Genomic DNA, 12,965 nt, shown 5'->3' with positions numbered 1-12,965 from the left:
GGCTTGCTCTGCTGCCTGGGCCTGCTGGATGGCCCCCAAAGTCGACGCGGCATGTGGGGAGAATTGTGACGCTGGGGGGTCGGATTCGCCACGCAGCTTTGCAAATCGATTTGAGAGAGTCACTGCACTACCGCCCTTCTGTGAACCTTCTTGCGTGGCGCTTCCCAGTTAGGTTTGAAACGCTCGACCAATTTGCGCAAGCCCTTGGCCGCTCCATCCCGGCTTCCGTCCTGGAGAAGGGGGACTCCTTTGTTCGTGGAGAACGGCACCGCGCGGGACTTAGGTAGGACAACGTCAACCGGAGCGCCAATGGTGGCCTCCACGTCCTGGACCGTAAGGCCTGTCCGCCGATCGGCCATGTTGAGGACAACGTGCCGGTTATCGGGGAGTAGATCGAGTTCCGAAAGGATTTGGAACCCAGTTCGCAATCCACGAATGCTGGGAACGTCCATGCCGCACACCCAAACAGCGTCTGTCGCCTGCTCCAGTGTTGCCAGCACATGCTCGCCCAGGCCGGGTGCGGTATCGACCACCACATACTGGAATTCGGCCCGCAATTGGCGCAGCAGGTGGCTGATATTTTCGCCGGATATCCGATCCATGTCGATGGGATTGCGAGGTGCACACAGGACATAAATGTTGCTGGGGTGCAGCGACAAATATGTCTTGAGCACCATCGCGTCCTGGCTGGCGGCACCGACTACGGCCTCCGTGATCGTGAATTCAGGATCCAGCATCAGGCCGCTGGCAATGTCCCCGAACTGGAGATCCAAGTCGACGATCACGACGCTCATGGGTGATACCAGCCCCAAGCCGATCGCCAGATTGCTTGCGACCGTCGTCTTCCCTACGCCGCCTTTGGGCGACATAACGGCGATGACCCGTCCTCCTTCAGCGGCAGGACGCTCAGCAGTGTTAGGGGCCAAGCCGCGCCTACGTCCGGCCGCGGCAAGGCTTGCCCGTTCCACCAGTGCCCGGACCTGGTCCATGTCGGCTGTCGGCGGGATCAGGTCGCGGATGCCTGATCGCATCGCGTTCAAGGCAAGCTCGCCGTCGTCATCCGCCGCCAGGACGATGCTAATTTCCGGATATTGAAGGTCCATGACCGCGGCGAACTTGAGAGCGTCCTCCTGCGGAAGACCAGGGCCAAGAATGAGCACTTCCGGAGGCTCGCCTGCTTGCTGCCGCAGGATATCGTCGGGTGAGTCCGGGAGGTAGGCGGCTTGGAAGTACTGCAACGAGCCGCTGAGCGGCGCCACGGACGACCGAACCTTCCGCTCGTAGTCCACGGATGGTGAGATCAGGATGAACCGGCTCATTTGAATACCTTCGTTTGGTTGACTACACCGTTGGTTCCCTCGGTCGCGTCTGCCGGTTCCTTCGAAAGGTAAACCTTCCCGAATTCAGCGGCATATACGAGCTTTTCGGTGTCAACGGCGTCCCTGGCGAACGTGATGAGGTAAGTGTCGGTTGTTGCCGGCTTGTTCTCGCTGGCGGCGTTGAGGGCACCCGACGAGCTCCCTTGGGTCGATTGCGCCTGCGTTTGCGCGGCGGCTCCCGAACTGAACTGAACGGCCGTGACGAGAACCTTATGGAACGTCAGCTGGGTTCCGTTTCCGCCTCCCGTGGAGTCGGCCATGGAGATGAAGACGCCCACTGTGTCGACGGCCTGAATCTTGCCGCCCACGACCCTCTCTATACCAAGGCGAAGAGTGATCTCCTGAAGCCCGGCAGGAACAGCAACCCGGGAGGGGCCGAGATAGGCATTTGCATCAACCAAGCGACTGCTGAGGAGTTGCTCGCCGGGCACCAACGCCACTGAAGTAACAGTCGATCCCAGGGAGCTTAGATCGTGAACTCCATCGGCTGCGACGGCGCTACGTGGCACTGTTTTGGTGGCGACGTACTGCGCGAGTTGGCTGGTAAGCGTTCCGGCCGGGATGCTCTGCTTTACAACCAGTACGTCCTCTGTTTCGGTGTTCGCCAATGCGCGTCGGTCCGCGCCTTGGACGTAATTGAAGAGAAGGACCGTGCCGATGACTGCAACAACCAGCGCGGCAATGCCTCCCAGTAGGCGTGCTTTCATTACTTTCCCCTTAGGCTTTCTACTTAACGAGATGCGGCGGTAGATCCGCGCCGCCACCGGAATAGCCGCCGTCGCCGTACAGTGACGGATCGGCGACCCAGCTGACGAACCTTCCCCGGATTCCTTTATCGCTGCCGCCCAGCCCGGTCAGGTCGCCGCCGCTCATGCCCGGGAAGTTGTAACCAACCAGCAGGTAGGCCGCAAATCCCTTGATGTAGTACTTGGCGTTTGAGCCCGTCCCCGTGACGCTCGAGTAAACGGGAATGAGAACAACTTTGTTGAGGTAGCTCTCAATGACGGGCTTGCAAATGCTTGGCATGTTAAGCCCGGTGTCTGTCTTCGCATACGGATCCGTTAAGCCCGGAGTAGCAGGATCATCGGGATATACAGTGGTGCCGCACTTCCCCGGGTCCGGTGAGAGCCATTCGAACCCGCCGGCAACGGCTGCCCCAGAAGGGTTATCGCTGACGCAGGTCTGGCTCCCATGAACAAGGATCGTGTGCAAGCTTCCGTCGACATCGAATTGGCAAGGCGCGAACGTGATGGGGAGAGTCGCTGGCCCAGATCCAGGATGGCCCCAGGTTGCCGTCGCTGTCGCCCCCACGGTCACCGGGCTGCTGTTCAGGGCACTGGCAAACATTTTTGCCAGAAAGCTGTTCGAACCATTCCTCGTTGAGGTTGTGACCGTTACCTTGCCTGCGACGCTTAGGTCCACAACAGCGTCGCTGCTGCCATCGTTCGAGTTCGCGTTGGCAAGCGGCGCGGCCAGTGATGCCGTGCATGGACCAGGATCGCAACTTCTTGCGACAGCAAGTGCACCTGCGTCCGCGCCGTTCTGCAGCTGCGCACGCTCGGCGTATATCTGACCGACGTCCACCGCCATTGCGCCCGCGCCAATGAGGACGAGCATCATGACGGCGACCACAACGCCCGCCGCTCCGTGCTCACGCGAATCCTTGACCCGTGGATTTCTCAGCCGCCGCATTGCATTGCCCCCTTGCCTTTAAGGACCAACGAGGATCCGAAGAATCCGGTAAGTGACGTGCCAGAGTACGTAGCTGTGACAGATGCAGTGGCCGGTGGAGTGGCCGCAGGACAGGTAGCAGAGGATAAGTCAAAGCTAAGCAAGCTCGTATTGATCGATGGAGCCCCGGCTTTGCCAGCTGCGATCGCTTTCGCGGCATCATGGGTGATCGCCATGGTTCGGGCCGCTTCGCGTGATGCCTGGGTGACGGAAACCTGGATGTTGTAAGCATTCGAGAATTCGACGATGGCGACGATCAGAGCGATCAGGATCGGGGCGACGAGCGCGAATTCGACTGCAACGGCACCATGTTCACCGCTATCAGAAGTTCTGTGGCTGCGTTTCAAAGAGTCCCCCTGGACATTCTGCAGCGTGAAATGGAAGCGGTGTGCCGCGCTGCGGAGCGCGGCACACCGATGATGCATCGACTTACCAGCCGCTGACGGTGGTACCGAGAGTGCTGAACCACGTGTTGAGCGTTGTTCCAAAGAAGCCGACGCCGGCAACAAGAACGAGCGCGATCAGACCCACGAGCAGTGCGTATTCAGTAGCAGTGGCCCCTTTTTCAGACCTGATGTTGGTCTCCGCCCATGCTTGCAGTGCGGTTATGGCCAAAAGTATGTTTTTCACTGCAGTGCTCCTATCCGGTGGAGTTACCAACCACTGACGGTGGTACCCAGCGTGCTGAACCAGGTGTTGAGGGTCCGCCCAAAGAAGCCGACGCCGACAACCAGAACCAGGGCGATGAGTCCGACCAGCAGTGAGTACTCTGTGGCGGTTGCACCCTTTTCAGAGTCAAAACGATCCTTGACGCCGGCGACGAAAGCCATCATCGAGACCATGAGAGAAGTCATTGTATTTCCTTAATTCGGTGAAATTGGATTTAGTGATTTCAACGAATTTCCAGCTGCCCCCATAAATCTTATTAGCGGCTGGACTTCGCTAATAAGAGATTGTCACTGGGTGGTAGCGGGCAACAATGCGTAGTGGTACTCGACTTTTCTAGCGGATGCTGAAAGTACGTACTCGAATACGCGGCTCAGTACTCAGTCAGTGTCGGCAGGTGGACCACGAACTACTCAGGGCTGTTGACGCAACGACGATGGGGCCTGGACGGGGGTGCGCCCGTTTCGCTACCCGATGAAGAATGCGACGGCTATGACGGCGCCGAGCATCGAGGGGCCGTGGGGTACTTCGGTGGCTTTAGTCCGGCTTTTTCGGCTGAGCACCAGCACAGTCACAACCCCATTCAAGACGAAGCCGACGAGCCCCCCGTACAGGAGGTGGCTCCAACCTAGGTACCCCAGGTAAAGGCCGACAGGCGCGGCGAGCTTCACGTCGCCCATCCCGATGCCGCCGGGGGAAATTAGTCCCAAAATCAGGTAGGAGGCGAACAAAATAACCGCTCCAAGGGCTGCGCGGAGCAAATCATCAGATTGCTTACCAAATAGTCCCGGCAGTAAAAGCAGTAAAAGACCGCTTACCAGCAGTATTAACACGAGGGGATTTGGCAGCAAATGGAGCGCCATGTCTATGCGTGCCAGCTGGGTGCCCAGTACGGAAAGTAAAAGGAAGGCTGGAAGGCTCAATGCGTTGCCGAAATGCGCGGCAAAGGCCGCACATGCGATGCCGGTGAGCGCCGCCGTCGTAATTCTTGCCTGCAGTCCCGGCGTCTCGCCGAGCCTCGGAAGAAGCTTCGCAATCAGGAGTTCGGCGATGGGGGAGAGGATGCCTCCCAGGATCCCGGCGCCAACAACTAGCAGTGCGCTGGTGGGATCCCCGTTCGCCGCTGACAGCACTGCATCCCCCTGCGTTGATTGGGCCGGCATGGCCCCAGCGGCCTCCGGCTACCTCATTTTGACCCCGAACCACCTGACGCGCTAATCTTGGTAGTCGTTGTGCGTGTCCTATTCCGATGGTGCGTGCCCGCTTGAGGATCCGGTTGCAGGATAACTACTCAACGTGCACATTCGGAACTTCAGGATGACTGGTTACATGGAGCCCTCACCTCTGTTCCGGTAGCGCGCAGACAGTAGGTGCGCGAGCTAGCGACACCTAAACAAGAACGCCAGAACAAGAACGAGGCAAACACCGTGCGTACGTACACCCCGAAGCCCGGCGATATCAACCGCCAGTGGCACGTCATTGACGCCACCGACGTTGTCCTTGGTCGTCTTGCAAGCCAGACCGCAATCCTGCTGCGCGGCAAGCACAAGGCCACTTTCGCATCCCACATGGACATGGGCGACTTTGTCATCATCATCAACGCCGAGAAGGTAGCCCTGACCGGCGCCAAGCTGGAGCAGAAGCGGGCATACCGCCACTCCGGCTACCCGGGCGGCCTGACCTCCGTCAACTACGCGGAACTGCTGGAATCCAACCCGGTCCGCGCCGTTGAGAAGGCCATCAAGGGCATGCTCCCCAAGAACTCCCTTGCTGCCCAGCAGCTCGGCAAGCTGAAGGTGTACCGCGGTGCTGAGCACCCGCACGCCGCCCAGCAGCCCAAGACTTTCGAAATCACCCAGGTCGCCCAGTAGTCCTGGCCACCAAACAACTTATCTATACAAGGAGAATCGTGGCTCAGAACGAAGAGACCACCGAGGCTGTCGAGGCCGAGGAAAACCTGACCAGCTACACCTCTGAAAGCTCAGCTGCTGAAGCTGCGCCCAAGAAGGAGCGCCCGGCCCTGACCGTTGCCGGCGCGGCTGTTGGCCGCCGTAAGGAAGCCGTTGCACGCGTTCGCGTCGTACCCGGTTCCGGCAAGTGGACCATCAACGGCCGCGAGCTGGCGAACTACTTCCCCAACAAGCTGCACCAGCAGGACGTCAACGAGCCCTTCAAGATCCTTGATCTCGAAGGTGCCTACGACGTCATCGCCCGCATCCACGGTGGCGGCATCTCCGGCCAGGCCGGCGCCCTGCGCCTCGGCATCGCCCGTTCGCTGAACGAGATCGATGTTGAGAACAACCGTCCGACGCTGAAGAAGGCCGGCTACCTGTCCCGCGACGCCCGTGTCATCGAGCGTAAGAAGGCCGGTCTCAAGAAGGCCCGTAAGGCTCAGCAGTACTCCAAGCGCTAAATCCGCTTGCACAGAAGCCCGTCCCACCGGTTGGTGGGGCGGGCTTCTATCGTTTGGTCTCAGTTCTAGTTTCTGAGGCGGTATACCGTTGTTCCATCGAGCCTTTCTGGCTGGTAGTTACCTTCAATCCACTTTGAGATCAAAGTGGATTGAGACTCATTTGCTTGCACCTCCACAAAGGACTCTTGCTGGACAAAATAGCAAATCTTGCCAGCGGCAACGTCGGCTTTGAACTCCTCCAATGTTGGGGACGGGTCGCTGCCCGCGAAGCCTCCTAACGGCATCACGGGACGACCGGATTCCAACTGTAGTCTGGCCGCAGTTTGGCTAGCGTAGCTCGCTGCCGCCCAGGTGCATCCCCGGCTCATGCTCAGTGTGCTCACAACGGCGGTATCGGGCTGGCGGCCGAAGGCGATGTCGTGGCCCCACGGCAGTTCGTTATTCTTGAGCGATTCAAGAAGGTGGCTTATCCCAGCAGGGTTCTTCGACGGGAAGCCCGATAGGGGATTAGAACCTGTGAAGCTCAAAGTGACATTGTGAATCGAGGTCACTACTGGACCGAAGAGTACTGCTGTGGCGAGCACCCCGGCAGCAAACGCTTGAATGACCTGTGTTGGTGGTCGCACAATCAAAGCAGCAATTGCAGTAAGTCCGGTGCCAAGCACGGCAACCGGCATCCAGGCTTACCAACCTAGAGTTCCTTGGAGAATAAGCCAAGATGATAAAAGCCCAATCGACGCGATGAAGGTTCCGAGAAGGCGTGCTAGCGCTGAGCGACGATTCGTCACTACATAATCACATACCAGGCCCAGCGTCAGCGCCAAGGGTGGGGCCACCGCGGCTGTGTAGTAGGTATGTATCTGGTTACCCATGAAACTGAGCAAAAAATATGCGGTCAATAGCCACACCGTCGAGATCACGAACAACGCTTTGGAGACGGCCTGCCGCCTGGTGATCCTCTTCCACATGAGGGGCATTAGCAGAATGGACGAGAGTGCCGCAAAAAGCAACCATGAGGCCTCTTGGTTGTAGTTTGCGTTGAGAAGCCGGAACAATCCTGCATCGCTTTCGACTGTTCGATACGTGTCCGGGACTTGCATCGCATCAGGCACAACGCCGCTGCCGGCTATTCGGTCAAGTCCGTTATAGCCAAGCGTCAGCTCGAGAACGCTGTTGTTGGGGGAGCCCCCGATATATGGACGGCTCCCAGCGGGAATCAAATCGACGATTGTCATCCACAGACCGCCAGTAAGAACCAGTGCAGCCGTCCCGGCGGCGAGTACGCGGATGCGTCGAATCCACGGCTGAGGGCTGTAGATCAGGTAAGCCAATCCCAGGCCGGGAAGGCTTAGCATTCCCTGCAGTTGCTTGGTCATGAAGGCCAAACCCAGCAATATGCCAGCCGCTACGAAAGGCAGAGCGCGCCGCGACTCAATTGACTGGAGCACACACCATAACGCTCCCAGCATCAAGAGCAGCATCAGCGGATCAGGATTGTTGTAGCGGGACATCAGGGTCACGATCGGCGTAGTGAAAAAGACTACTGCACCAAAAAGTGCGGCAACCCCGGCAACGCATCGTTTGAGAATTGCATAGATAAGCAGTGTGCTTCCAATGCCAATGAACGCTTGGGGAAGCAGCATGGCCACTGGGTTGAAACCAAATAGTCGAACAGATAGTCCCATAATCCAAAGGCTCAAGGGCGGCTTATCAACCGTTATGGAGTTTCCCCAATCCGAGGATCCAAAGAAGAAGGACGACGTGTCCAGAAGGCCAGACTGAACTGCAGCGCTGTAGAAATAATTGGCCCATCCGTTGATCCCCAAATTCCAGCAATACAGGAGGGCATTTGCCGCGAGAATCAATAATAGCGCCGGTCGCTCCCAGATGGGATCTGCAGCACGACCTCGCAGGAAGTGCCGGGCTGCCGCCTGAATCCTCGAAACGGGCACTGCAGGCTTGAACTTGATCACTGACTTATTGTCATCTCCGGAGATCGTAGATGCTGACACCGTCCACCACCTCTTCTGTGAAGTTGCGGCGAACCCATTCTGTGATTTCCTGGGTTTGAGTACTTAGACCGCCCCGCTCCAGCAAGTCCTGAGACAAAATAAAGTACCCGATCTGATTTTCTGCCACTAGAGTCCTAAACTGCTCCGGTGTTGGTGCTGGATCGCTTCCGAGCCAACCTCCCAGGGGAATTACTGGCCTTCCGGATTGCAGCTGGTAAAGAGCAGCATTCTGTGCGGTGAAGGTTGCGGCTCCCCATTTTTGGTTTGAGGTTCGGGTTCTGACCATCTCCGTCACCTCTGGAACGGTAACTCCGAGCGCTGTTTGCTGCGCCCACCGGATCTCCCCCTTCTTCAAAGCTGCCATGAGTTTTGTCAAAGAGCCGGGATCATTGCTTACTGGCCCTGACATGGGATTGGTGCCCCATTGGGGAGTTGACATCGTGTATATGTTGGTTGCTATAGGGGCGGCCAAGAGGCTACAGGCAAGAACGGCCGAGGTAAGAAGATCGAGGTGACGACGAGTCGGTTGTAGAACCCAAAGCATTGCGCCGACTAAACCGAGAGCAGACAAGCCGATGCGCAGCCACAAAGGCCACTCATTGCTGTATTCCATCACTCTCATAGCCACGTACACCGAAGACGCAATCAAGATGGCCCCCAGGACGCGAAGAACCGTTCTATAGCGGAGTTTCCAGAGGGACGCGATCCCCAAGGCTACGGTCATAGCAAGAGGTGCACCCAGGGAGTACGTGTAATAGGTATGGATCATCGTGCCCATGCAGCAAAGCACCAGAAGCGCTGTGCTGAACCAAAGTATTGAAACTGCAACGATGTTCCGCTGACCGCGGCTCAAGTTAAGAGTGCGATGCAGGACGACAAGTACGATACTCGCGAAGATCCCGGTTACTAACAACCAGGCGATCTCCTGTGCGAAGTTGCCGTTAAGGAGCCGAGGTAGGCCCCCGACGAACTCCACGGCGTCGCTGGCTGTACCTGAAACTTTGTTGCCTTGGGAATTCAGCGGTATTTGAAGAAACCGTGCGAGACCGTTGTAGTCCATAGTCAGTTCGAGTGCGCTGTTATTTACCGATCCACCGATGTAGGGACGATCGGCAGCGGGAATTAGGTCCACGGTAATGAGCCACCCTAACGAAGTGGCTAGAAGGGTTCCCGATGCGACCATCCCTTGCTGAAGCCTGTGCCGGAACTGCCCTTGGCCGAAGGCAAGGATGGAAATGCCAAGCGCAGGCAAAACTAGGAGGGCTTGAACCTGTTTAGCCATGAAACTAAGCCCCAAGAGGAGCCCTGCCAACGCAAATGTTCGCAGCTTGGCGGACTCCATTGCCTTCAGAGTTATGGATACTGCCGACACTGTCAGCAAGCCCATCAACGGTTCAGGATTGTTGAACCTTGACATCAGCATGACAACAGGCGTGGTTGCGTAGACGGCTGCACAAAAAAGAGAAGTGCGCGGACCGAAACCCCGCCGCATCAAGCGGTACAAAAGGTAGCTGGTAACCACTCCCATCAGGGCTTGGGGAACCAGGATGCTCCAGCTGCTGAGACCGAACAGCCGAACTGACAGGGCCATGACCCAGATGCTCAACGGGGTCTTGTCAACCGTTATCAGATTGCCCCACTCGAAGGATCCGAAAAAGAAGGCCTTCCAGTCCTGAGCTCCCGCTTGAGCAGCCGCCGAGTAGTAGGGGTTGGCCCAGCCGTTCGCGTCCAGCCCCCAAAGGTACAGGGCTGCAATAACACTTAGCAGGCCAAAAAGCGCCCGCCTCTCCCATGGCTCGGTCTCGTCCGGGCCGCGCCAGATTCTGTGCAAAACGAACAACAGTTGGTGGTTCCACTCCCACGGGCTTGTGCGTTTTGCACCGATATACCCGCTGTTTCTGTCGGTAGCTGTGGAAACGTGGGCGCTATTTAGCAGGCGGCTCATGAGACGCGTCCATCGACCGTTATAGGCGCCCCGACAAGACGTGGCTGGATTTTCTGATTTCGTCCGTTCCTGAAGACCCACAGGCGCAGGAGGACGAACCGCAATAAGGTCGCAAGGACATTGGCGCCTGTTAACGTCAGTAGTTCCACGCTCGGGAGTGCATCCGGCTTGGCGGCATGAAGGATGAACAAGGCCGAAGAAGTGATGCCCCATGCGAGCAGGAAAACAATCAGTCCTTGAATCTGCTGGGTTACTAGTCTCGAAGGCCCGACGATCCCGAAGGTAAAGCGCCGGTTCGCTGCGGTGTTGCCAACAGCGGTCAGAAGTAAGGCCAGGAAGTTCGCTTCCTGGGATCCAAATGGGCTCTGCAAGATGAGGTAGAGCACGCCGAACGCCACGGTGGAGGCAATCCCCACAAGCCCGAAACGGAGTACTTGACCAAAGAAGCTTGGCCGCCTTGCAGACGTAATGGGACGCCGGCCAAGCTCGGCGTAGATGGCTTGAACCGGAATGACCCCCTTGAAAAGGGATCCCGCTACGCGCACCATCCCTCTGAGATCATCTAGAGCCGTCTGCTTGATGTCCACCCGGCTGTCCGGATCGTCCACCCAGTCGACAGGAATCTCGTGAATGCGAAGGCCTGAACGCTCAGCAATAATCAGAAGCTCCGTGTCGAAAAACCAGCCGTTGTCCTCAATATGGGGAAGTAGCCGCTGGGCTACGTCGGCGCGGATCGCCTTGAAACCACACTGTGCATCGGAAAACCTCACTTGCATGGTGCGGCGGAGTAAAAAGTTGTAGGACCGGGAAATGAATTCACGCTTGGGCCCCCGGCTCACCCGGGAACTCTGGCCCAAACGGGTGCCGATGGAAATGTCAGAATGCCCGGACAGCAGGGGGGCCACCAAAGGTGGAAGCGCTGCCAGATCCGTGGAGAGGTCAACGTCCAGGTAGGCCAGGACTTTGGCATTCGAGGCAGACCAGGCATCCCTTAGCGCGTACCCGCGTCCTTTGACCTCAAGGCGCCGATACTCAACGTTTGGCAGGTGCTCACTAAGTCGAGCGGCAATCACCGGTGTCCGGTCAGTGCTTGCATTATCGGCGATGGTGATTTTCCACGTCGACGGCATTTCATTCGTCAGATATTCGGCGAGCCTTGTGATGCTGCGTTCCAGTACCGCTTCTTCGTTGTAGACCGGTACTACAATTTCGAGCGCCAAGCCCCCATAGCTAGGTGTCATGCATGGATCGTAGGGGCCGCCAAATAGGCGTGGCGAGGGTTTCGAGTAAAGACAGGTAGCAAGGAAAAAAACCAAGTAGTCCCAGTAATCTGCCCAGACCGTGAGCAGGTACTCAACAGGTAGGGCCAGCCGCGGAACGCCGCCTACGCAGATCTTGGCAGCACCCATCCTCTACACTTGACCGGTGTCTAGATTATTTGGAACTGATGGTGTCCGGGGGCTGGCCAATGGCCTGCTGACAGCAGAGCTGGCCCTGCAGCTGGCCCAGGCGGCCGCCGTCGTGCTTGGTCACGACCGCAACTCCAGCGGCTCCCGGCCCCGCGCCGTGCTGGCCCGGGACCCGCGCGCCAGCGGTGAATTCATCGCCGCCGCCGTGGAAGCCGGGCTCTCCAGCTCAGGCATCGACGTCTATGACGCCGGCGTCCTGCCGACCCCCGCCGCCGCCTACCTGGTCGCGGACCTGGACGCCGACTTCGGCGTCATGATCTCCGCCTCCCACAACCCGGCGCCGGACAACGGCATCAAGTTCTTCGCCCGCGGCGGCCAGAAGCTGCCGGACGACGTCGAGGACGCCATCGAGGCCCAGATGAGCAAGGAAGCCGTCCGCCCCACAGGCCCCGACGTCGGCCGGATCCAGCGTTTCTCCGACGCAGAGGACCGCTACATCGTCCACCTGCTCCGCACGCTTCCGCACCGCCTGGACGGCCTCACCGTGGTGCTGGACTGCGCCAATGGTGCCGCCAGCGGTTGCTCACCGCAGCTCTTCAAGGACGCCGGCGCCGATCTCATCGTCATCGGCGCGGATCCTGACGGCCTGAACATCAACGACGGCGTGGGCTCCACCCACCTGGGACCCCTCAAGGAAGCCGTGGTCAAGTACGGAGCGGACCTGGGTATCGCGCACGACGGCGACGCTGACCGCTGCCTGGCCGTTGACCACGAGGGCAACGAGGTGGACGGCGACCAGATCATGGCCATCCTCGCCGTAGCGCTCAAGAAGGCCGGCAAGCTCAAGGACGATGTCCTGGTGGCCACCGTCATGAGCAACCTGGGCCTCAAGATCGCCCTCCGCGACGCCGGCATCACCATACTGGAAACCGCAGTGGGGGACCGCTACGTCCTGGAGGGCATGCGCGACGGCGGCTACAACCTGGGCGGCGAACAGTCCGGGCACGTGATCTTCTCCGACCACGCCACCACCGGCGACGGCCTCCTCACCGGGCTTCAGCTCGCCGCGCAGGTGGCCCTGACCGGCAAGCCGCTCAAAGAACTCGCCACGGTGATGACCAAGCTCCCGCAGGTGCTCATCAACGTCAAGGGTGTCGACCGCAGCCGCGTGGGCAGTAGCGACGTCCTGGCCCAGGCCGTGGCCGCGGCGGAAGCCGCCCTCGGCGACACCGGCCGGGTCCTGCTCCGTCCCTCCGGCACCGAGCCGGTGGTCCGCGTGATGGTGGAGGCCGCCGACGAAGAGACTGCCCAGTCCATCGGCGAACACCTGGCCCAGGTGGTCCGGACCGAACTCGCACTGGAACTCGCCTCAAACTAGGCACAGCAAGAAAAGTGGCCCGCCTCCCAGCA

General features: G+C 58.9%; 14 protein-coding genes. 3 read left to right on the top strand and 11 right to left on the bottom strand.

Annotated features, from left to right (window positions below; all coding sequences use genetic code 11):
- Positions 1–119: 119 nt before the first annotated feature.
- From NMQ03_RS14860 to NMQ03_RS14830, 7 genes are all read right to left on the bottom strand, one after another.
- On the bottom strand, positions 120–1,319 hold the full coding sequence (locus NMQ03_RS14860) for an AAA family ATPase (RefSeq protein WP_255172818.1): 1,200 nt from the start codon (positions 1,317–1,319) through the stop codon (positions 120–122).
- The gene (locus NMQ03_RS14855; RefSeq protein ID WP_255172817.1) at positions 1,316–2,086 is read right to left on the bottom strand and encodes a Flp pilus assembly protein CpaB; all 771 of its coding nucleotides are present in this window, start codon (positions 2,084–2,086) and stop codon (positions 1,316–1,318) included. Before NMQ03_RS14855 ends, NMQ03_RS14860 begins: the two co-directional genes overlap by 4 nt.
- Before the next feature lie 19 nt (positions 2,087–2,105).
- Complete coding sequence (locus tag NMQ03_RS14850) at positions 2,106–3,071, bottom strand: TadE/TadG family type IV pilus assembly protein (protein WP_255172816.1); 966 nt, start codon at positions 3,069–3,071, stop codon at positions 2,106–2,108.
- A complete protein-coding gene (locus NMQ03_RS14845; protein ID WP_255172815.1) occupies positions 3,059–3,457 on the bottom strand; it encodes a TadE/TadG family type IV pilus assembly protein in 399 nt (132 codons plus the stop codon). The genes NMQ03_RS14850 and NMQ03_RS14845 overlap by 13 nt, the downstream gene beginning before the upstream one ends.
- 82 nt (positions 3,458–3,539) lie before the next feature.
- On the bottom strand, positions 3,540–3,740 hold the full coding sequence (locus NMQ03_RS14840; RefSeq protein ID WP_369693187.1) for a Flp family type IVb pilin: 201 nt from the start codon (positions 3,738–3,740) through the stop codon (positions 3,540–3,542).
- Positions 3,741–3,763: 23 nt separating this feature from the next.
- Positions 3,764–3,964: a Flp family type IVb pilin gene (locus NMQ03_RS14835; RefSeq protein ID WP_255172814.1), complete on the bottom strand. Its 201-nt coding sequence runs from the start codon at positions 3,962–3,964 to the stop codon at positions 3,764–3,766.
- 279 nt (positions 3,965–4,243) lie between these two features.
- Positions 4,244–4,939, bottom strand: coding sequence for a prepilin peptidase (locus NMQ03_RS14830; protein ID WP_255172813.1), 696 nt, complete (start codon positions 4,937–4,939; stop codon positions 4,244–4,246).
- A 264-nt stretch (positions 4,940–5,203) separates the two neighbouring features.
- Here NMQ03_RS14830 and rplM point away from each other — a divergent pair, with 264 nt between their 5' ends.
- Positions 5,204–5,647: a 50S ribosomal protein L13 gene (gene rplM, locus NMQ03_RS14825; RefSeq protein ID WP_015937805.1), complete on the top strand. Its 444-nt coding sequence runs from the start codon at positions 5,204–5,206 to the stop codon at positions 5,645–5,647.
- A gap of 38 nt (positions 5,648–5,685) precedes the next feature.
- Positions 5,686–6,189 (top strand): 30S ribosomal protein S9, encoded by a 504-nt coding sequence (rpsI, locus tag NMQ03_RS14820; RefSeq protein WP_175316342.1) that lies wholly within the window; start codon positions 5,686–5,688, stop codon positions 6,187–6,189.
- A 65-nt stretch (positions 6,190–6,254) separates the two neighbouring features.
- On the opposite strand, the gene NMQ03_RS14815 is transcribed toward rpsI, so the two are convergent.
- The 4 genes from NMQ03_RS14815 to NMQ03_RS14800 are packed head-to-tail and all read right to left on the bottom strand — an operon-like array spanning position 6,255 to position 11,387.
- The gene (locus NMQ03_RS14815) at positions 6,255–6,866 is read right to left on the bottom strand and encodes a hypothetical protein (protein WP_255172812.1); all 612 of its coding nucleotides are present in this window, start codon (positions 6,864–6,866) and stop codon (positions 6,255–6,257) included.
- A 6-nt stretch (positions 6,867–6,872) separates the two neighbouring features.
- Positions 6,873–8,162, bottom strand: coding sequence for a glycosyltransferase family 39 protein (locus NMQ03_RS14810; protein ID WP_255172811.1), 1,290 nt, complete (start codon positions 8,160–8,162; stop codon positions 6,873–6,875).
- Between the two features lie 10 nt (positions 8,163–8,172).
- Positions 8,173–10,146 carry a glycosyltransferase family 39 protein gene (locus NMQ03_RS14805; RefSeq protein WP_255172810.1) on the bottom strand — a complete coding sequence of 658 codons (1,974 nt, stop codon included), beginning with the start codon at positions 10,144–10,146 and terminating at the stop codon, positions 8,173–8,175.
- Positions 10,143–11,387 (bottom strand): bifunctional glycosyltransferase family 2/GtrA family protein, encoded by a 1,245-nt coding sequence (locus NMQ03_RS14800; protein WP_255172809.1) that lies wholly within the window; start codon positions 11,385–11,387, stop codon positions 10,143–10,145. Before NMQ03_RS14800 ends, NMQ03_RS14805 begins: the two co-directional genes overlap by 4 nt.
- 184 nt (positions 11,388–11,571) lie before the next feature.
- On the opposite strand from NMQ03_RS14800, the gene glmM reads away from it, so the two are divergent.
- Positions 11,572–12,933 (top strand): phosphoglucosamine mutase, encoded by a 1,362-nt coding sequence (glmM, locus tag NMQ03_RS14795; protein ID WP_255172808.1) that lies wholly within the window; start codon positions 11,572–11,574, stop codon positions 12,931–12,933.
- Positions 12,934–12,965: the final 32 nt, after the last annotated feature.

It is taken from the genome of Arthrobacter sp. DNA4 (genome assembly GCF_024362385.1).
Lineage (GTDB): Bacteria > Actinomycetota > Actinomycetes > Actinomycetales > Micrococcaceae > Arthrobacter.
Note: the sequence above shows the minus strand (reverse complement) of the source record. Positions and strands in the feature narration are given on the sequence as shown.